Genomic DNA, 19658 nt, shown 5'->3' on the forward strand with positions numbered 1-19658 from the left:
CGACCCGCCACCTCCGCTGCGGGTCGACACGGGCACGTCGAGTCCGCTGGTGCGGACCAAGCTCTTCGTGCCCCGGGCGCGGCACGCCCTGGTGCCACGCGCCCGTCTCCTCGAGCGCCTGCAGGCTGCGGACACCTCACCGCTGACCGTCGTCTCGGGCCCGGCGGGCTTCGGCAAGACCACCCTCCTCGCTGCCTGGGCGGGCGCCACGGAGCGCCCCGTGGCCTGGGTCTCGCTCGAGGCGTCCGAGCAGCACCCGACGCCCTTCTGGACGTACGTCGTCACGGCCCTCGACACGGCGGTGCCGGGGGTGGGCGCCACGGTGCTGCCCCTGCTGCAGGGTGCCGATGCCCGGCCCGGCGCGGTCGTCGCCACCCTCGTCAACGCGCTCGCGGCCGTGCCCGGAGGGGTCGACCTCGTGCTCGACGACTACCACCTCGCCGACACCGCGGCGATCGCCGGCGACGTCGCCTTCCTCGTCGAGCACCTGCCCGCGGACGTCCGCGTGCTGATCGGCACCCGCGCCGACCCCGACCTGCCGCTGGCGCGGATGCGGGCCCGCGGCGCGCTCGTCGAGGTGCGGGCCGCCGACCTGCGCCTCACGCGCGCGGAGGTGGCGGCCTACGTCACCGACGTGGCCGGGCTCGGCCTCACCGCGGACGAGGTCGCCGCGCTCGAGGACCGCACCGAGGGGTGGGTCGCGGCGCTGCAGCTGGCGGCACTGTCGCTCCGGGGCCGCGACGACGCAGCGAGCTTCATCGCCGGGTTCGCGGGCGACGACCGCTACGTCGTCGACTACCTCGTCGAGGAGGTCGTGCGTCGTCAGCCCGAGCAGGTCAGGCGGTTCCTGCTCGACACCTCCGTGCTCGACCGCCTGAGCGGCTCGCTGTGCGACGCGGTGACCGGCGGGAGCGACAGCAGGTCGGTGCTCGAGTCCCTCGAGCGCGCCAACCTCTTCGTCGTCCCGCTCGACGACAACCGCCGGTGGTACCGCTACCACCACCTCTTCGCCGACGTGCTGCGCGCGCACCTCGTGGAGGACCGCCCGAGCTCGGTCCCCACGCTGCACCGCCGGGCCGCGCAGTGGTACGCCGCGGCCGACGAGCCGGAGCCGGCCGTGCGGCACGCGATCACGGGCGGCGACCTCGAGCTGGCCGCCGACGTCGTCGAGCGCACGGCCATCGGCCTGCTGCGCCAGCGCCGGGAGTCCACCGTGCGCGCGTGGATCGACGAGATCCCGGACGCCCTCGTCCGACAGAGGCCCGTGCTCGCGATCGGCTTCATCGGTGCGCTCATGTCGCGGGGCGAGTTCGACACCGTGCCGGAGCGCCTGGCACGGCTCGAGGCACTGCTCGCCGACCCGTCCGCCGACGTCGTCGTGCTGGACGAGCACGAGGCGGCGCGCGTCCCCGGCGCCATGGAGACCTACCGGGCCGCCCTCGCCCTCGTCTCGGGCGACGCCGCCGGCACGGTGATGCACGCCGACCTCGCGGTGGAGCGGGCCGCCCCCGGCGACGACCTGACGGTGGCCGCCGCGTCGGCGCTCGCGGGGCTGGCCTCGTGGGCGGGCGGGGACCTCGAGTCGGCGCACCGGGCGTACTCGGTGGCGGTCGCGGGTCTCGAGCGGGCGGGGAACATCTCCGACGTGCTCGGCTGCTCCATCACGCTCGGCGACCTGCGGACCACCCAGGGCCGCCTCGACGACGCACGGCGCACGTACGAGCAGGCGCTGCGGCTGGCGGCAGCGCACGCCGGTCCGGGCACCGGGGGCACCGGGGGCACCGGCGGCTCCGGCGGCTCCGGGGCGACAAGCAGCTCCGGGACGCCGGGCGGGCCGCTGCGCGGAGTCGCCGACATGGAGGTCGGGCTGAGCGGGATCGCCCTCGAGACAGGCGATCTCGGTGCGGCAGCAGCACACCTCGACCGAGCGGGGGCACTCGGTGAGCACCTCGGCCTGCCCCAGTTCCCCTACCGCTGGCGGGTCGCGCAGGCACGGCTCCGCGAGGCCGAGGGTGACCGGGCCGGCGCGCTCGCCCTGCTGGAGGAGGCGCAACGGGTCTACGTCGGCGACTACTCGCCCGACGTATGCCCCCTCGCGGCGCAACGGGTGCGCGTGCTGCTCACCCTCGGCCGCGTGGACGAGGCCCTGGAATGGGCTCGCGAGCGGGGGCTGACGCCCGACGACGAGCCGTCCTACGTGCGCGAGTACGAGCACGTCACCCTGGCACGTGCGCTCCTGCACCACCCCGACACGTCGCCCACGGCACACCGCCTCCTCGAGCGCCTCGCGGCGGCGGCGGAGTCGGGCGGGAGGACCGGCATCCTCGTCGAGATGCTCGTGCTGCAGGCCGTCGCCCTCGACCGGGCGAGCGGGAGCGGCGACGTCGGAGCGCCCCTCGAACCGCTCGAGCGCGCCGTGCGGCTGGCCGAGGGCACCGGTCACGTGCGGGTGTTCGTCGGCGAGGGAGCGCCGATGGCCGGGCTGCTGGCGGCCCTCGTCGAGCGAGAGCCCGCGTGGGGCCACCCGCGTCGCCTCCTCGATGCCTGTCACCGCGAGGCGGTCGTGGCGGGCGGCGTGGGCGACGTCAACGAAGCCCGCGGGCTCGTCGAGCCGCTGAGCACGCGGGAGCTGGAGGTGCTCCGCCTGCTCGCCACCTCGCTCGACGGACCGGACATCGCGCGCCGGCTCTTCATCTCGGTCAACACCCTGCGCACCCACACGAAGAACGTCTACGCGAAGCTCGGCGTCAACCGGCGCCGCGATGCCGTCGCGCGAGCGGGCGAGCTCGGACTGCTCTGAACGGCAGGCGCGGCCCTGCGCGAGTTCACCACCGCACTCACCACATCGGGTGATCCGGTCTCACCACCTCGCTGCCTAGCGTGCGGAGCATGAACACGGCAGCCAGCAACCCGGACGGGTCCGGTCGCTACGAGATCCGCCTCCGCGGACGGCTCGACCCCCGGTGGTCGGCCCGGCTCGACGGCATGACGCTCTCCACGCGTGACGGTCTCACCGTGCTCGAGGGGCCGGTCGCCGACCAGGCGGCGCTGCACGGCCTCCTGCACCGGCTGCGCGACCTCGGCCTGCCCCTGGTCTCGGTACGCCAGCTCGAGGCCGAGCCGGAGGCAGCCCCGACCACTGGCCGTGCCACCGCCCCGACCACGCTTCGCCACCCCTCACCACCCACGACAAGGAGCCTGACATGACCATCACCGCACCCACCGTCGCCGTTCCCGGAGCCTCCTCCCCCGGCCGATCGACGCGGGCGTACTCCCGCGCGGCCGGCATCTTCTACCTGCTGACCTTCGCGTCGTCGATCCCCGCGCTCGCCCTGCTCGCACCGGTGCTCAACGACGCCGGCTACGTGACCGGCGCCGGCCAGGACACCCGCGTGCTGTGGGGATGCCTCCTCGACACTGTGAACGCCCTCACCGCGGTCGGTTCGGCGGTGGCCGTCTATCCCCTGGTCAAGCGCGTGAACGGCTCGCTGGCGCTGGGCTTCGTCACCTCCAGGCTCATCGAGGCTGCCGTCGTCATGATCGGCGTCGTCACCCTGCTCGCCGTCGTGACGATGAGGCAGGACCTCGCCGGGTCGGGCGCCGACGCGGCCTCGGTCACCGTGACGGCCAACGCGCTCGTCAGCGTCCGTGACTGGACCTTCCTCTTCGGCCCCGGCCTCATGCCCGTCTTCAACGCCCTGCTCTTCGGCACGCTGCTCCACCGTTCGCGGCTCGTGCCCCGCCTCATCCCGACCGTCGGGCTGATCGGCGCCCCGCTGCTCCTCGCCGCGTTCGTCGCGAACCTCTTCGGTGGCTTCGCGCAGGTGTCGACGGCCTCGCTCCTGCTCACCCTGCCCATCGCCGCGTGGGAGCTCAGCGTCGGGATCTGGATGACGTTCAAGGGATTCCGCCCCGACGCCGTGGCAGCCCTGGAAGCCCGCGACGCCTCCTGACACGCAGTCCCATCGCCTCGTGCGGACAGGTAGGAGAGCGGGACCGGCCCGGCCGGTCCCGCTCTCCCGTTCGTGCGCCAGGACGACCCGGCGGACGGGTGAGGCTCAGGGCACCATCGCGGCGTAGCCCCTGGCGTCGTGGATCGCCAGCCCGGCGAAGGACGCGTTCGACGTCGCACCCGACGTCACCTGTGCCAGCTGGCCCTCCATCGCGGTGCGGGTCCAGCCGTAGTAGGTCTGCTTGGTGTCGACGGCCGTGTCACCGAGGTACGTCGTCTCCTGCCCGATCCGCACGGGCTTGCCGAGCGCCGAGCCGGCCGCGAGGGCGGGTGCGGCGATCGCGAGCGTGCCGTCGGCGCCCGCAGCGGTGTTGCGGTAGGCCATCACCGTGACACCGGACGTGCGCCGCATGATCTCGCGGTCAAGGCTGGAGGCGGCACCCGTGCTCGTCTTGGCGGGAATCCCGTTGAACCAGAAGGGGATGTCGGCCTCGATGGCCGAGCTGCCCGCGTTGGCCCTCAGCGTGTCGAGCAGCGTCAGGTACTTCGCGACGACCGTCGCCTGGCTCGTCGTCCACGCGGGCGTCGTGTAGGGCTCGACGTCGACGTGGATGCCGGTGAACAGGCCAGTGGCCCTCGCCGGCTTGAGCCAGTAGGTGACGACCCAGCTCGGGTTGTCGACCCAGCCGGGGTCGCCGCCGAGGGCGTCGACGCGGATGCCGGCCGCGCGGGCCCGCTCGGAGAGGGTGCGCAGGTTCGGCAGCTGGGCGGAGGTCGCGACGTTCGGCGGCACGGCGACGAAGAGCTGGTCGATGCCGCTGCTGACGGCGAGGTCGACGGTCGCGACGGGAGTGCTCGTGTCCCAGACCCAGAGTGCCCGCGAGTCGGTGGACGAGGACGCTGTCGTCGTCACGGTCGCCGTCCTCGTCGCCGCCGAGGCACCCGGCGCGAGGACGAGGCTCGCGGCCGCGACGGCGGAGAGGGCCGCCGCGAGACCGGCGAGGCGGCTGCGGCGCGAACGGCCGCTAGGGGTGCGAGGACGCATGTGCTGACTCCCGACGGGGTGACGAGGACATGCGAAATTGTCCGGTTTCCGCTGCTTTCCCGCAGCGTTTCCGCAAGATTCGCGCAAGACCCCGCCGCCGACGACCCGCGCCTGATGCCCTCGGCCGCACCCGGCATACGGACTCGGGCGCTCACGTGGTCGACGAGCCGCGCCCGGCGTCGATCGCGTCGAGGTCGCGCACGGCGTAGCGCAGGTGCTCCCACTCCTCCTCGAGGATCGTGTGCAGGCACGAGAGCACCGTCTCGGAGAACGAGTCGTCGTGCGGGTTGGCCCGGGCCTCGGCCAGGAGCTCGGACGTCGCGGTCGCGAGGACGTCGCGCACCAGCGCGACGCGGGTCGCGCGCGCCTCGAGCACGTCGACGAACGCGACGGTCGAGCCCGCTTGCGGCGCGGGGGTGCTCGCGTCCCCCTCGCGCGGTGTGTCGCGCAGACCGAGGGGGTGGAACGGCTGCTCGAGCCCGAGCACGGCCTGGCCGAGCCACAGGTCGGTGGCGAGCACGAGGTGGCGCAGGGTCTGCGCGAAGGTCCACTCGCCGTCGACCGACACGTCGACGCTGCCGCTGGGCATGGTCGCGACCCGCTCGAGCACGTGCGCCCAGGCGCGCTCGAGGGCCGCCCACGCGTGACGCAGGGCGACCGGGTCGGCGGCCCGGCGCTCCGCGCGGCCGGGGAACCGACGGTCGAGCTCGGCGTCGACGAAGGGCCGCACGTCGACGCTGTTGACCGTCACGGGCCGGTCGCCGTCGAAGAGCCACGGCGCGTCGACCTCGAGGCCACCGACCTCGACGCCACGCATCACGACGTCGCCCAGGTCGGCGCCGACGAACCGCGCCCCGCGCAGGTTCACGTCGACGAACTCCGCGCCCTGCAGGTCGTCGGACGGGGTGAAGCGGGCCATGGCGCCTCCTCGTCGGGCTCGCTGACGTCTCCGGCCAGCGTAAGCGACGCCACCGCGGTACGGTCGCGACGTGCAGGGTCCCATCGACATCCCCGCCGACCGGTTCGTCGTGCTCGACGGCGTCCGCTTGCACTACCTCGACTGGGGCGGCGACGGCGACCCCCTGCTCCTGCTGACCGGGCTCGGCTGCACCGCGCACGTCTTCGCCGAGCTCGCTCCGCCCCTGAGCGACCGGTTCCGGGTGGTCGCCCTGACCCGGCGCGGGCACGGCTCCACCGACCGGGTCGCCACCGGGCACGCGCTCACCGACGCCGCCGAGGACGCGCGGCGGCTGCTCGATGCCCTGGGCATCGAGCGCGCCCACGTGGCCGGGCACTCGATGGGTGGCGGCGAGGCCTCCGCCCTGGCCGCTCGTCACCCGGCACGGGTGGCGAGCGTCGTCTACCTCGACGGCGCCTACGACTGGGCCGACAGGCCGGCTGAGGAGTGGCCCGAGGAGACGCCGAGCCCGGAGCGCTTCGCCTCGTACGACGACTACGTCGCCCACGTCCACTCCCTGCTGCCCGACACCGTCCGGGGGCCGGCGTTCGACGCGATGCTGCGCGCCTCGGTGGACACCCAGCCGGACGGGTCGGTCGTCGACCGGTTCGCCGACGCGGCTGCCGCACCGTTCGTCAATGCCCTCAAGGCCTTCCGACACCCCTACGCCGACATCGCCGCGCCTGCCCTCGCCGTCTACGCCCTCGGTGGGCAGTGGCAGGGACCCCTGGCGACGTGGCGGGCTGCCTGTCGTGACCGCTTCATGGCGGAGACGGCGGACGCGCGCGTGCTGGAGCTCGAGGCCAGTCACTACGTCTTCATCGACCGTCGCGACGACGTCGTCGCCGCGATGCGGGCGTTCCTCGCTCCCTGATGCCGGGACCGAGGATGCCGGACCGTGACGTCAGTCCGGTGGTGGCAGAATCGCCCCACTCTCGACGACGGCCCGGAGCATCGTCAGGGCCTCCGTCGCGTTCGACCTGGCCGCCCTCTCGGCAGCAGCCCCGCTTCCGGCAGCCACCTGCCCCTCGACGCGGTACGTCAGCAGGCACCCGCCGTGGACCTCTTCGAGCCCGTAGCTGGAGAGGAACCCGCCTGGAACGGTGAGGGACCGGAACGCGATCGACCGTGGCGCGTCGATGGCCACCAGCTCGGTGAGGTGTGCGGCGAGGATGTCGCCCTGGCGCAGGACGGTGCAGTGCTGCTCGCCCACGCCGGCCATCGGCGTGCCGGGCACGCGGAAGGCCTTGACGACCGTCGGGTCGAGCAGCTGCGCGCTCCTCGGGTGCACGAGGAACGTCCAGACCCGCTCGCGTGACGCGGCAACCGTGGTCGACACCTCGCAGCTGATCGGTTCCAGGCCGGTGCGACGCGCGTCCCAGCGTTTCTCGAGCCTCGCCATGAGTGACATGCCGACACTGTGACATGGCAACACCGCGACATGGCGGCACCGTGACATGGCGGCACCGTGACATGGCGGCGGGAGCGTTGCCTCCCCTTGACCGCCTAGAGGAAGTCGGCCGGGTCGAAGTCGTCGATGGCGATGACCCGGATGCGCGGGAGCGACTCCCGGAACGCCTGCACGTCGTACTCGAGGTCGAAGGTGGCCAGGCCCTGGGTCGTCAGCTCGAGGAACGAGTTGCTGCGGAACTCCTGGAACCCGACGACGCCCACCCGACGGCCGTCGAGGAGGTCGCCCACCTGCTCGACGAAGTCGCCGTCGTTGCTGACGAGGAGCACGTCCGCCTCGCGCTCGCGGATCTCGACGAGCGTGCGCTGGATGGCGATGTCGACGACCTTCTCCCCCGGCGCGCCCGAGAGCGGCACCGGTCGGTAACCGATCGCCATGAGCGCCTGGACGAACGGCATCGGCAGCTCGTTGTTGGCGGCGAGGAAGAAGAGCCCGACGGCGGGCTGGCGCCACAGCTCCTGGGAGAACTGCAGCAGGCGTTCCCACCGCGGCCGCTCCTCGGGCCGGGGACGCCTGCCCAGGATCGACGTGCCGAGGGTGGCATCGATGTTCTCCCCGTCGATGAGGACGTACGTCACGCGCGGTGCTTCACCCATGACCGGGAGCCTACGGCCCCAGCCGCTCCGGGTCCCCCGCGCCGTCCGGTGCCGTATGCCGTCACCCACCGCCGTCGCCCACGCTCGTCAGCATGTGTTGACGACACCGAATCGTCAGCATACGCTGACAGACATGGAGCGAGACGCCACCGACCTCGCGGGCGACCTCGACAGCACCGACCCCACGGTCGGGCTGCGGGCGGTCGCCGCGCTGGGTCGCCTGCTCGGACAGCTCGAGAGCCTGCACGTGCGCAACGCGCGGGCGAAGGGCTGGTCGTGGCAGGAGATCGCCGACGCCCTCGGCGTCACCAAGCAGACCGTCCACCGCAAGCACGCCCGGAGGTAGACCGTGTTCGAACGCTTTACCCGAGACGCCCGCGCCGTCGTGGTCTCGACCCAGCGGGTCTGTCGCGACATCGGCGCCGACGAGGTGCGCCCCGTCCACCTCCTCCTCGCGCTCACGCAGGAGGGCAGCGGCGCGCGTGACCTCCTCGCCCGCCACGGGATCACCACGGCTGCCGTCGCCGACGGGTTGGGGATCTCACCCCCGGCTCAGCCCACCCCGCTCGGCGAGGACGACGCCGCCGCGCTGCGCTCCCTCGGCATCGACCTCGACGCCATCCGCAGCGCCGTCGAACGGCAGTTCGGCGAGGGCGCGCTCGACGAACTGCCGCGGGCGGTTCGGCATCGGCGGTCACCTCCGCTTCGGGCGCTCCTCCAAGAAGGTGCTCGAGCTCTCCCTGCGCGAGGCGGCGCGCAGCGGTGCGCGAGAGATCCGCACGGAGCACATCGCGCTCGGGCTGCTGCGCGTCGACGACGAGGCGCTCGACCTGCTGGTGCGCAGCCTCGGCGTGGACCGCCAGGCGGTGCGGGCCGACCTGGAGGACCGCGGCCGCCGCACCGCCTGACCCGGTTCGATGTGTTCCACGGTCACCCGTGACCGTGGAACACATCGAACCGGCTGCAGAACCAAGCGGACCCACGTCCTACGTCGCGGACTGCCAGACGGGAGCGACGTCCCGGTGATAGCGGCGTCCGGCGATCCGACTGAGCAGGAAGATCACCGGCACGGGGACGGCCGAGCGGAGGTAGGCCCGTTCGGGGTCGGTCATCCCGTCCTGCACCCAGGCCATGAACCGTCCCGACCCGGCGAGCGACGGGGGTCGCAGCTTCTTTTCGACTGCCTTCCACGCGGGCGTCTCGAGGTGCGGCAGCAGCAGCGGCTCGAGGTCGTCCTCCTCGTGGCTCAGGTGCCGCTCGACGACGGCTCGCGCCCGCTCGACGGCATCCCTCGCAGCGTGCGCGTCGCCGGTGGACGCCGTCGAGACGTACGTGTCCATCGCGGCGTGCACGTCGGCCAGCGCCGTCGCCATGGCCTCGTGCTCCGACTCCATCACCTCGACGAGCTCACGCGCACCCTCGACGCGGGCGAGGAACGGGAAGACGTGGGTGTCCTCACCCTCGTGGTGGTGCTTGAGCTGGTCGTGCAGGTGGGCGTAGGCCACTCCGAGCTGCCGGGCACGAGCCCGGTCGCCGTCCGGTGCGGCGGCAAGGGCGGACGCGAGGCGACCGAGGTCGCGACGCACCGCTGCGTGGATCACACGGTTCATCGTCATGGTCCCTGTCATGACGAAACGGTAGGCGCCCGCGCGTGGCGAACGGGCCGTAATCCGCGCACTCGTCCGTGCGGTCCCTGGCGCCGAAGGATGCGGCGGTCCGCCGCCGGGCGGCCGTGCCAGGGGGCAGGCTTGGCCCCATGCTGACGATCGGACGGCTGGCGGCATACGCAGGGGTGACGGTCCGCGCCGTCCGGCACTACCACCAGGTCGGCCTGCTCCCCGAGCCGCAGCGCGACGCCTCGGGCTACCGGAGCTACGACGCGGCCGCGGTCGTGCGGCTCATCCGCATCCGCACGCTCGCCGAGGCGGGCGTCCCGCTGGCCCGCGTGCGTGAGCTGCTCGACGCCGACCCGGCGACCTTCGCCGACGCGACCGCCACGATCGACCGCCAGCTGCGCGCGCAGATCAAGGCGCTCGAGGAGCACCGCCGACGGATCTCCCAGCTCGGCTCCGGCGACTCGCTGGCGCTGCCGGCCGAGGTCGTCGACTACCTCGACCGCCTGCGGGCCACCGGTGCGCCCGAAGCCGTCATCGCACCGGAGCGCGACGCGTGGATCCTCATGGCCGCGCGCTGGCCCGACGCCCTGCCGGCGATGATGGCCGACAAGGTCGCCCAGCTGGACGACCCCAACGTCGTCCGGCTCTACCAGCTCATCGGGCGCATCGCCGAGGACTGGCAGGACGAGGAGCTGCTGGGCGAGACCGCCGACCTCATGGTCGAGCTGCTCGAGCAGGCCTCCGCCAGCGGCGGGCTCGACCGGCAGGACGTCATCTCGCCGGACGATGCCTTCATCGGGCTCGTCGACTCGTTCGCCGAGGCCTCCCACCCCGTCGTGCCACGCCTGCGGGCCCTCGTCGCCGAGCGGGGCTGGACCGGATGGACTCGCCTCGAGAAGCGCGAGACGTGAGGGCCGCCCCTGCGCCGTGGTGACCCGGGTCCCACCCGTGGCGCCCGGCCAGCACGAGGCCGGCCGACCACCCGGGCGCCCTGCCGCCGGGCGGCGGTCGGAGGGCGTCCATGTCGTGGCCGGTGCACGCGAGTGCCCAGGCGACCGCCGAGTTGGAGTTCCACATCTCGCCGGCGCCCAGCTCATCCCTCCCCCACGTGAGCGGCGGCAGCTGCGGGAGCACGTCCAGGACGGCCGCGACCGTGCCGGGCTCGTGCGTCGTGCGCACCGGGCTCGCCACCGCCTCGGCGAGGTCCGGGATGTGGCCGCCCGGCCAGCACCGCACCTCGTAACGGAAGGCACGGAAACGGCCGAGCCACCGCGTGCCGACCGGTCCCTCGAGGAGCACGCCGCGGTCGGGCTCGGTGACGTTCCACACCGGGCCCATCTCGACGGCGAATGCCGTGTCGTCCAGCCGCAGCATCAGGCCGGCGTGGAACAGGGCCGCCCGGTCACGGTGCTCGCGCCACGCCGCCCACGACTCGTAGAGGCGGCCGCACCACCGCACGACGCGACCGCCCGCGCCGAGCGGGAGCCAGTAGAGGTCGACCGAGGCCGGCCCGCGTTCCTGCGCCATGCCCTCACTCTCGCCGAGTCGCGCGACGCCGGTCAGGGCCGAAGGTCACCGCTCCTCCGCGCTCGAGGCCGCGCAGCGCACCGCGAAAAAGCCCATGACCGCGGCCCGGCTCGGCGGGCACGATGGCCGGGTGCAGCTCACGATCTCGCGCCTCGCCGACCGCCCCGACCTCGCCGAGGCCATGTGGGCGATGCCCAGCTCGTGGCCGGAGTTCATGCGCCACGACCCGATCGGCGGGCTCTACTACGGCAACGTCGAGAGCCGCTTCGCCGAGTTCGTCCTCGTCGGGCAGGACGACGCGGGCGAGGTCGTCGCGGTGGCCCACTCGATCCCCTTCGTGCTCGGTGACGACGAGCTGCCCGACAACGGCTGGGACTTCGTCATCCGCAACGGCCTGTCCACCAGCGTCCAGGGCGGCGAGCCCGACACCGTGTCCGCGGTGGAGATCGCCGTCCGGCTCGACCACCAGGGGCGCGGCCTCTCCGGGCAGATGTTGACGGCCATGCGCGAGAACGCCGCCCGGCTCGGGTTCGCCACGCTCGTCGCGCCCGTGCGCCCCAACGGCAAGACCGACGCCGACGAGCCGATGAGCACGTATGCCGTCCGCGTCCGTGACGACGGCCTGCCCGTCGACCCGTGGCTGAGGGTGCACGTGCGGGCCGGTGGGCGCATCCACGCGGTGGCGCCGCGCTCGATGGTCGTGCCCGGCACGCTCGCGGAGTGGCGGGAGTGGACGGGGCTGCCGTTCGACCGCACCGGGCCGGTCGTCGTGCCGCGCGCGCTCACCCCGGTGCACTGCGACGTCGAGCACGGCGTCGCCGTCTACGTCGAGCCGAACGTCTGGGTTGTGCACCCCACCGGCGCCGATGGTGCCCGTAGGGCCAGGAGCGACTAGACAGGAGGGGTGCACAGCGACCCGATCGACCACTTCGTCCACGTCCGCGGCGCCGCGGAGCACAACCTCAAGACGGTCGACGTCGACCTGCCGCGCGACGCCATGGTCGCCTTCACCGGCGTCTCGGGGTCGGGCAAGTCCTCGCTCGCGTTCGGCACGCTCTACGCCGAGGCGCAGCGGCGCTACTTCGAGTCGGTCGCGCCGTATGCCCGCCGCCTGCTCCAGCAGGTCGGCGCGCCGCACGTGCAGGAGGTCACCGGCCTGCCGCCCGCGGTGGCCCTCCAGCAGCGCCGCGGCGCCCCGAGCTCACGCTCCACCGTCGGCACGCTGACCACCCTGTCGAACCTGCTGCGGATGCTCTACTCGCGCGCCGGGCGCTACCCCGAGGGCATGCAGCGTCTCGAGGCGGAGGCCTTCTCCCCCAACACCGCTGCCGGCGCGTGCCCCGAGTGCCACGGCCTCGGCGAGGCGCACGACGTGGCCGAGGACCTGCTCGTGCCGGACCCGTCGCTCACCGTCCGTGAGGGCGCCATCGCGGCGTGGCCGGGCGCGTGGCAGGGCAAGAACCTCGTGCGCGTGACGCGGACGGTCGGCATCGACATCGACGTGCCGTGGCGCGACCTGCCGAAGAAGGACCGAGACTGGCTGCTCTACACCGACGAGCAGCCGCGGGTCCTCATCGACCGCAAGGGTGAGGCCGACGACTCGACGGGGCGCGACTACTACGGCACCTTCTGGAGCGCCCGCAAGCACATCCGCCACACGCTCGCCGACACCAAGAGCCAGATGATGCGCGACAAGGCGCTCCGCTTCGTCCGCAGCGCGCGGTGCCCGGCGTGCGGCGGTACGGGCCTGCGCGCCGACGCGCTCACCGTGACCTTCCGCGGGTTGACCATCGCCGAGGCCAACGCCCTGTCGTTCACCGACCTCTCGGAGCACCTGCGGCCGGTCGCCGAGCTGACCGAGGCGGGGGCGGCGACGTCGTCGGCCAGCTCGGGCGAGGCGACCGAGGTGGCGGTGCGCCTCAGCGCCGACCTCGTCGAGCGCATCGCGGTGCTGCTCGAGCTCGGCCTCGGCTACCTCTCGCTCGGCCGCCGGTCGACGACCCTCTCCCCCGGCGAGGCGCAGCGCCTGCGGATCGCCACGCAGCTGCGCTCGGGGCTCTTCGGCGTCGTCTACGTGCTCGACGAGCCGTCGGCGGGGCTGCACCCGGCCGACGCCGAGCCGCTGCTCGACGTCCTCGACGCGCTCAAGCGCTCGGGCAACTCGCTCTTCGTCGTCGAGCACGACCTCGACATCGTGCGCCGCGCCGACTGGGTCGTCGACATCGGCCCGGGCGCCGGCGAGCAGGGCGGCCGGGTGCTCTACTCCGGGCCGGTCGACGGCCTCGAGGAGGTGGCGGAGTCGGTGACGGGCGCGCACCTCTTCGGCCGCGCCGAGGTGATGCAGCCGCACGGCCGCACGCCACAGGGCTGGCTGCACCTGCGTGGGGTGAGCCGTCACAACCTCGACGGGCTCTCGGTCGACGTGCCGCTCTGCGTCCTCACCGCCGTCACCGGCGTCTCCGGGTCGGGCAAGTCGACGCTCGTCACGCAGGTGCTCGCGGAGCTCGTGCGCCGCCACCTCGGCCAGGCGCCCGACGACGCCGACGAGACCGAGCTCGAGATCGACGTCGACGACGCGACCGGGCTCGAGTCGTTCGACCGCCTCGTGCGCGTCGACCAGCGCCCGATCGGCCGCACGCCGCGCTCCAACCTCGCGACCTACACCGGCCTGTTCGACGCGGTGCGCAAGCTGTATGCCGGCACACCCGAGGCGCGTGAGCGCGGCTACGGGCCGGGCCGCTTCTCCTTCAATGTCGCCGAGGGTCGCTGCGAGACGTGCCAGGGCGAGGGGTTCGTGTCGGTCGAGCTGCTCTTCCTGCCGGGCACGTATGCGCCGTGCCCCACCTGCCACGGCGCGCGCTACAACGCCGAGACCCTCGAGATCACCTACGACGGCAAGAGCATCGCCGACGTGCTCGGGCTCACCGTCGACGAGGCAGCCGACTTCCTCGCCGACGTGCCCGCCGCCGCGCGGAGCCTCGTGACGCTGCGGGAGGTCGGCCTCGGCTATTTGCGGCTCGGGCAGCCGGCGACCGAGCTGAGCGGCGGTGAGGCGCAGCGCATCAAGCTCGCGACCGAGCTGCAGCGGGCCCGGCGCGGTCACGCGCTCTACCTCCTCGACGAGCCGACCTCGGGGCTGCACGCGGCCGACGTCGCGCTGCTGCTGGCGCAGCTGCACGCCCTCGTGGACGCCGGAAACACCGTCGTGCTCGTCGAGCACCACCTCGACACCATCGCCAGCGCCGACTGGGTCATCGACCTCGGCCCGGGTGGCGGCGACCAGGGCGGTCGCGTCGTCGCGGCGGGCACGCCGGAGCAGGTCGCAGCCGCCGAGGACGGCGTCACGGCACCGCACCTGGCCCGTCGTCTGGAGGCGCGAGCGGCCGCTCAGTGACGGCCGCTCAGTGACGGCCGCTCGGTGACGGCCGCTCGGTGACGGCGGTCAGTGACGGCGGGGCGCCGGCACGAGGTAGACCGGCACGGGGGCCGAGCGGACGATCTTCGAGGCGCGTGACCCGAGGAAGATCCGCGCGGCGGGGGCCGACGAGCTCGGCCCGACGACGAGCAGGTCGCCGTCGGCCCACTCGACGTCCCAGATCGCGTGGGCCCACGAGACCCCGTCGCCGACGACGAGCGAGCGGGCCAGCCGGTCCGCGAGCCGGCCCGGTGCGAGCTCGCCGACCTGTCGGACGAGCGCGTCCTTCATCCGGGTGACCCACCGGTCGATGACGAGCTCGTCGGCGGACTCCTCGACGCCGCCGAAGAAGCGCTTCGGCGGGCGCACGGCGAAGGTGACGACGCGCGCGGCCGCGCCGAGCGACTCGGCCAGCCTGGCCCCAGCCACGGCGACGTGCCCGCCGTCCTTGGAGCCGCCGTAGCCGATGCTGACCCGGCGGATCCGTGCGGAGGGTCCCGCGCGGAAGCCGAGCGGTGCGAGCACGACGGGCAGGGGCGCGGAGTGCACGAGCCGGTCGGTGACGCTGCCGAGCGAGATGCGGCCGAGCGGGCCCTTGCTCGACGAGCCGATGACGAGCGCGGACGCCTTGCTGCGAGCGGCGAGCTCGAGCAGACCACCGGGGATGGACGACGAGCGGTGCACCTCGAACGACGCGGCGACACCGGACGGCATACGTTCTCGGGCGGTGTCGAGCACCGAGTTGGCCCACTGCGTCAGCGGCGCGAGGTAGTCGCCGTCGACGAACTGTGGCGCTCCGGCAGCGTGCGGGGTGGTGACGACCACGGCGACGACGAGCGGCTCACCCGTCGAGCGGGAGAGCACGCTCGCGAGCTCGAGCGCGGAGGTGCCGCTGTCCCCCGCCGTGTAGGCGACGACGATCGGCATGGCTCACACCGCGCCGACGAGCGAGGCCGCCTCGACGTGCGTCACCGGGAGGCCAAGCTCGGCCGCGCGGTCGACCACCTCGAAGCGCTGCCAGATCGACTCCGCCGCAGGGAGCGTCACGATGACGATCTGGTCGGGGTCGAACTCCTGCACGGCGGCGCGCAGGGCCCGGAGCGGCCGTTGGTCACCGACGGCGCCGGTGGCCTCGAGCTGGTGGGAGGTCAGCAGCTCGAGCGTGCGCTCGAGGCGGCGCTGCGCGGCCTCGGTGGTCGCGTCCCTGACCGAGACGGCCCCGTGGGTCGCGGCGGTGCCGGTCTCGACGGGACTGGCCGGCACGCATACGTAGTAGGTGGCCGCGCCCTGGGCGTCGATGCGCTGCAGCTCGTCGACGAGCTCGTCGGACTCCAGCGTCTGGTTGGCGAGGACGAGCACGCGACGCGCCTCGCCGGTGTGCTCGGGCACGGCGCGGGCAGGCAGGCGCGCGATGCGGGCCTTGTTGATGAAGAAGAGGATCAGCACGATGCCGAAGGAGACGAGGCTCAGCACGAGCTGGATGCGGACGTCGGCGGTCAGGCCCATCTGGACCAGCACGAGGATGATGCCGATCGTGGTGATGACCGACAGCGTCGGGAAGAGCCACATCTTCACCTTGAGCGTCGACGGGTCGGCGCGGCGGCGCAGGATGATCTGCGAGATCGCGATGAGCAGGTAGACGAAGAGGATGACCGCGCCGGAGGAGTTGAGCAGGAAGGAGAAGACGGTGTCGGGCGAGATGGCCGCCATGATGACGGCGAGGAAGCCGACGACCGACGACGCGAGGATCGCGACCATCGGCACGCCGCGGGAGTTGACCGACACCATCGCGGCCGGCGCCTCGCGGCGCGCGGCGAGGACGAAGAGCATGCGCGAGGCGGTGTAGAGGCCGGAGTTGAGGCACGAGAGCACGGCCGTCAGCACGACGGCGTTCATGACGTGGTCGGCGTACGGGATGCCCATCTCCTGGAACGCCGCGACGTAGGGCGAGGCCTCGAGCGTCGAGGAGTTCCACGGCAGGATGACGGCGAGCAGGAAGATCGAGCCGACGAAGAAGATCGCGATGCGCGTGATGACCGAGTTGGCGGCCTTGCTCACGGCCCGCTCGGGGTCGTTCGACTCGGCGGCCGCGATGGTCGCGATCTCGGCGCCGACCATCGAGAAGATGACGGTGACCACGCCTGCGGTGACGGCGAGTCCGCCGTTCGGGAAGAAACCGCCGTGGGCCGTGAGGTTGCTGAAGTCGAGGTTCGCGTTGGGCCAGATGCCGAAGACGAAGAGGCCGCCACAGATGAGGAAGATGATGATCGCGCCGACCTTGATGCCGGCGAACCAGAACTCGAACTCACCGAAGGACGACACCGAGATGAGGTTGGTGCCGGTCATGAGGAGCATGAGCACGAGGCTCAGCACCCACGTCGGCACGCCCGGCAACCAGAAGTTGATGACCTTGGCGCCCGCCACCGCCTCGAACCCGACGACGATGACCCAGAAGTACCAGTAGAGCCAGCCGACCGAGAAGCCCGCCCAGTCGCCGAGCGCCTTGCGGGAGTAGTCGGCGAACGAACCCGTCGACGGGTTGGCCACGGCCATCTCGGCGAGCATCCGCATCACCATGATGATGAGGACGCCGCACAGGGCGTAGGTGAGGAACGCGCCCGGGCCGGTGGCCTTGATGACGGTTCCCGACCCGACGAACAGGCCGGCTCCGATGACGCCACCCATGGCGATCATCGTCAGCTGGCGCTGGTTGAGGGTCTTCTTCAGCTCCGGACCGGCGCCTGACATCTCAGACCTCCTGGCTGGGGATGGATTGGCGGTGGGTCAGCACGCGACGAGACATGGCACATCCCTCTCGATCGGCCCGAAGGGGATGAACTCCCCCACGTCGATCCTCCGAAACTAGCGGCGGCGCCCTGCCCTGTCCACGGGGCTCGGCGGCGCGCCAAGGACGGGTCTAGCGTCGGTGCGCCCGGATGCCCGACCGCGCCGGCGGCGAGCGGGGTCCGGCCCACGTCAGTCGCCGCGCGAGGTGACTCGATGTCCGCCAACACGGCCCTTCTCCCGTTCCAGCCTGCCAGCATGTCGACCGCCCAGCTCGCGGCGGTGTCCTTCCTCGCTCGTTACGCCGGGCGCACCCATGCCCTCTACGCCTTCCAGCTCCGGGAGTGGTTCGCCTGGTGCGAGGCCAACGGGCTCGATCCCCTGACCGGGATCCAGCGCGCCCACGTCGAGCTCTACATCCGCAGCCTCGGTGACCGCGGGCTGAGGGACTCCTCCGTCAACACGATGATGCACGCGGTGCGCGGCTACTTCCGCTTCGCCCACATCGACGGCCTCATCACTGCCGACCCGGCCGTCACCGCGACCTCGGCCGCGTCCCCACACCCCCAGGAGCCGAGGACCAAGCATGACCAACCAAGGACAGGGGTGCGTCTTCACCCGTCGCGACGGGGTCCATTTTCAGCCGCCGTTGACAGCAAGTGTCGTTCGACCATCTGCGAACTGGCGCGCAACGCCGGATCCAGGAGCAGCATGGAAAGGTCGGGGCTACGTTCTTCGAGGAGCCGTTTCATGAGACACCGCTATCCCCCTCTGTTGTTGGTCGCCGCCGTGCTCTTAGGACTGCTGTCCGCGCCTACCGCCTCTACCGCCTCCACCGCTTCCACCGCTTCCACCGCCTCATGGAACTCCGCCAGCTCCTGGCCGATGGCGGGACACGACGCTGCAGGCAGCAACTTCAATCCGGCGGAGTCCACCCTGACCCCTGGTGCGCTGAGCCGCCTGACTTACGAGCGCGGCTTCGTAACGGCCCCCTACAATCCCGCGTTCGACTGCCCACCTCCGCCGTCTGATGCCGTCGCAGTCGACGGGGTCATCTACTACCTCAGCGCGGATTACGTCGAGGCTCACCAGATCAGCACTGGGGTCGCACTCTGGCGGAGCCAGCTGTGGCCCCGGCCCGGCGAACACCCTGCCACCGGTCTGGCTGTGAAGGGAGGACGAGTCCTAGTCAGCCTCAGTGATTGCCTATCCAACAGCGATCCCACCGGCTTCCTCGTGGCGTTCGACGCCCGAACCGGAACGCGGCTGTGGCAGAACGCGGACGTCCCCGCAGACACGTTCACGATGAGCGCTTCAACAGTCGCCTACCGTCACTCAACAGGGGTGTGCTGCACACCTGGCGTCGTCGTGATCGACGCAGCCTCGGGCAGAGAGGAATGGCGCGCCGACGAAACGGTGACATGCGGACCCTTGATCGTCGTCGCTGAGGTGATCCCCGACTGCGATCTGGGGGCTAACGGGCGCCTGATCGCGAAGGGCATGGCGCTGTCCTCGGGTCGCATCGTGTGGACCCGGACCGTTGACTCACGCTTCGCCTTCACGCGTGGAGACGGTGATACCCACGCAGGCAAAGATCTGTACGCACGGGACTACTCCGGCCGCATCATTGCCCTGAACCCCACCACTGGCAGGACTAAGTGGCGCGCTGCAAACGAGACCGGGGACGTATTGGGAGTCGGCGCTGCCCGACTCTTCGTTACATGCGGTAATGCCGAAGCTCCCGCCATCTGCGCCCTCTCACGCGCTGATGGGCGTCGACTCTGGGAGACACCGGGGGTCACGGCGCCGACTGCGGTCGCCATTGCTGCCGGAGTGGTATATCCCTCGCCGAAATGGCCACCAGTGGTGGCGGAAACTGGTGATTTGCTCTGGGAGTCCGCCTACGCGGCTTCGGCGTATGCCGCGAGCGCTGACAACGTCATCGTCGCTCGCGGAAAGCTCATCATGACCGCAGGCCGCATCATCGACGTTTTCGGGCTCCAACCTCCGTCACGCGGGACGGTTCCTCTCGGGCACCAGGCAACGTGAACCGCCCCAGCGCGTCCGGAAACTCAATGGTTTGTCTCCTTCCGAGTCTGATGGACGTTCTCACTCCACGGCGGGATGAGAGTAAAGGCAGCACCGAGGAACTACCTCGACGAGCTTCGGGAGCGAGCGAGCGGGATGGCCGTCAAGCTTCGGTGTGACCCCGCGACCAGGTCCGCGTCCTTCCGGCTCCCCTTTGTCGTCAATGGGTGGCCGAGGCGCTTCCGGAGCGTGAAGTCTTCCAGGGC

19 protein-coding genes and 1 pseudogene are annotated in these 19658 nt (G+C 72.1%); 11 read left to right on the forward strand and 9 right to left on the reverse strand.

The window, feature by feature from the left end:
- The first annotated feature begins 49 nt into the window (after positions 1 to 49).
- From ABD979_RS18285 to ABD979_RS18295, 3 genes are all read left to right on the forward strand, one after another.
- The gene (locus tag ABD979_RS18285; protein ID WP_345508945.1) at positions 50 to 2800 is read left to right on the forward strand and encodes a winged helix-turn-helix domain-containing protein; all 2751 of its coding nucleotides are present in this window, start codon (positions 50 to 52) and stop codon (positions 2798 to 2800) included.
- A gap of 89 nt (positions 2801 to 2889) precedes the next feature.
- Positions 2890 to 3207 (forward strand): hypothetical protein, encoded by a 318-nt coding sequence (locus ABD979_RS18290; RefSeq protein WP_345508946.1) that lies wholly within the window; start codon positions 2890 to 2892, stop codon positions 3205 to 3207.
- Positions 3204 to 3953, forward strand: coding sequence for a DUF4386 domain-containing protein (locus ABD979_RS18295; RefSeq protein WP_345508947.1), 750 nt, complete (start codon positions 3204 to 3206; stop codon positions 3951 to 3953). Before ABD979_RS18290 ends, ABD979_RS18295 begins: the two co-directional genes overlap by 4 nt.
- Positions 3954 to 4058: 105 nt before the next feature.
- Here ABD979_RS18295 and ABD979_RS18300 read toward each other — a convergent pair whose 3' ends face one another.
- Positions 4059 to 4997, reverse strand: a complete 939-nt coding sequence (locus tag ABD979_RS18300; RefSeq protein WP_345508948.1) for a hypothetical protein — start codon at positions 4995 to 4997, stop codon at positions 4059 to 4061.
- Between the two features lie 151 nt (positions 4998 to 5148).
- Positions 5149 to 5916: a DinB family protein gene (locus ABD979_RS18305; protein WP_345508949.1), complete on the reverse strand. Its 768-nt coding sequence runs from the start codon at positions 5914 to 5916 to the stop codon at positions 5149 to 5151.
- Between the two features lie 70 nt (positions 5917 to 5986).
- Between ABD979_RS18305 and ABD979_RS18310 the strand changes: the two genes are divergently transcribed.
- On the forward strand, positions 5987 to 6829 hold the full coding sequence (locus ABD979_RS18310; protein ID WP_345508950.1) for an alpha/beta fold hydrolase: 843 nt from the start codon (positions 5987 to 5989) through the stop codon (positions 6827 to 6829).
- A 30-nt stretch (positions 6830 to 6859) separates the two neighbouring features.
- On the opposite strand, the gene ABD979_RS18315 is transcribed toward ABD979_RS18310, so the two are convergent.
- Complete coding sequence (locus tag ABD979_RS18315) at positions 6860 to 7366, reverse strand: SRPBCC family protein (RefSeq protein ID WP_345508951.1); 507 nt, start codon at positions 7364 to 7366, stop codon at positions 6860 to 6862.
- A gap of 95 nt (positions 7367 to 7461) precedes the next feature.
- The gene (locus ABD979_RS18320) at positions 7462 to 8022 is read right to left on the reverse strand and encodes an NYN domain-containing protein (protein ID WP_345508952.1); all 561 of its coding nucleotides are present in this window, start codon (positions 8020 to 8022) and stop codon (positions 7462 to 7464) included.
- A 133-nt stretch (positions 8023 to 8155) separates the two neighbouring features.
- Here ABD979_RS18320 and ABD979_RS18325 point away from each other — a divergent pair, with 133 nt between their 5' ends.
- Both ABD979_RS18325 and ABD979_RS20140 read left to right on the forward strand, forming a co-directional pair.
- Positions 8156 to 8368 (forward strand): helix-turn-helix domain-containing protein, encoded by a 213-nt coding sequence (locus ABD979_RS18325; RefSeq protein ID WP_345508953.1) that lies wholly within the window; start codon positions 8156 to 8158, stop codon positions 8366 to 8368.
- Between the two features lie 3 nt (positions 8369 to 8371).
- A pseudogene (locus tag ABD979_RS20140) lies at positions 8372 to 8545 on the forward strand (Clp protease N-terminal domain-containing protein); the annotation flags it as partial.
- Between the two features lie 18 nt (positions 8546 to 8563).
- Here the strand turns inward: ABD979_RS20140 and ABD979_RS18330 are convergent.
- Positions 8564 to 8710, reverse strand: coding sequence for a hypothetical protein (locus tag ABD979_RS18330; RefSeq protein ID WP_345508954.1), 147 nt, complete (start codon positions 8708 to 8710; stop codon positions 8564 to 8566).
- Here ABD979_RS18330 and ABD979_RS18335 point away from each other — a divergent pair.
- The gene (locus tag ABD979_RS18335; protein WP_486389411.1) at positions 8709 to 8930 is read left to right on the forward strand and encodes a Clp protease N-terminal domain-containing protein; all 222 of its coding nucleotides are present in this window, start codon (positions 8709 to 8711) and stop codon (positions 8928 to 8930) included. The genes ABD979_RS18330 and ABD979_RS18335 overlap by 2 nt on opposite strands.
- A 78-nt stretch (positions 8931 to 9008) precedes the next feature.
- Here ABD979_RS18335 and ABD979_RS18340 read toward each other — a convergent pair whose 3' ends face one another.
- Positions 9009 to 9650, reverse strand: coding sequence for a hemerythrin domain-containing protein (locus ABD979_RS18340; RefSeq protein ID WP_345508956.1), 642 nt, complete (start codon positions 9648 to 9650; stop codon positions 9009 to 9011).
- Positions 9651 to 9778: 128 nt separating this feature from the next.
- Here ABD979_RS18340 and ABD979_RS18345 point away from each other — a divergent pair, with 128 nt between their 5' ends.
- Positions 9779 to 10549 (forward strand): MerR family transcriptional regulator, encoded by a 771-nt coding sequence (locus tag ABD979_RS18345; protein ID WP_345508957.1) that lies wholly within the window; start codon positions 9779 to 9781, stop codon positions 10547 to 10549.
- Here the strand turns inward: ABD979_RS18345 and ABD979_RS18350 are convergent.
- Positions 10431 to 11165, reverse strand: coding sequence for a hypothetical protein (locus tag ABD979_RS18350; RefSeq protein WP_345508958.1), 735 nt, complete (start codon positions 11163 to 11165; stop codon positions 10431 to 10433). The two genes, ABD979_RS18345 and ABD979_RS18350, sit on opposite strands and share 119 nt — an antisense overlap.
- Before the next feature lie 130 nt (positions 11166 to 11295).
- Here ABD979_RS18350 and ABD979_RS18355 point away from each other — a divergent pair, with 130 nt between their 5' ends.
- Positions 11296 to 12060, forward strand: a complete 765-nt coding sequence (locus ABD979_RS18355) for an N-acetyltransferase (RefSeq protein WP_345508959.1) — start codon at positions 11296 to 11298, stop codon at positions 12058 to 12060.
- A gap of 9 nt (positions 12061 to 12069) precedes the next feature.
- Positions 12070 to 14559, forward strand: coding sequence for an excinuclease ABC subunit UvrA (gene uvrA, locus ABD979_RS18360; RefSeq protein WP_345508960.1), 2490 nt, complete (start codon positions 12070 to 12072; stop codon positions 14557 to 14559).
- Positions 14560 to 14607: 48 nt separating this feature from the next.
- Here uvrA and ABD979_RS18365 read toward each other — a convergent pair whose 3' ends face one another.
- On the reverse strand, positions 14608 to 15507 hold the full coding sequence (locus ABD979_RS18365; protein ID WP_345508961.1) for a universal stress protein: 900 nt from the start codon (positions 15505 to 15507) through the stop codon (positions 14608 to 14610).
- 3 nt (positions 15508 to 15510) lie between these two features.
- Positions 15511 to 17328 (reverse strand): amino acid permease, encoded by a 1818-nt coding sequence (locus ABD979_RS18370; RefSeq protein ID WP_345508962.1) that lies wholly within the window; start codon positions 17326 to 17328, stop codon positions 15511 to 15513.
- 294 nt (positions 17329 to 17622) lie between these two features.
- On the opposite strand from ABD979_RS18370, the gene ABD979_RS18375 reads away from it, so the two are divergent.
- Positions 17623 to 19413: an outer membrane protein assembly factor BamB family protein gene (locus ABD979_RS18375; RefSeq protein WP_345508963.1), complete on the forward strand. Its 1791-nt coding sequence runs from the start codon at positions 17623 to 17625 to the stop codon at positions 19411 to 19413.
- Positions 19414 to 19658: the final 245 nt, after the last annotated feature.

The organism is Terrabacter aeriphilus (assembly GCF_039542985.1).
Lineage (GTDB): Bacteria > Actinomycetota > Actinomycetes > Actinomycetales > Dermatophilaceae > Terrabacter > Terrabacter aeriphilus.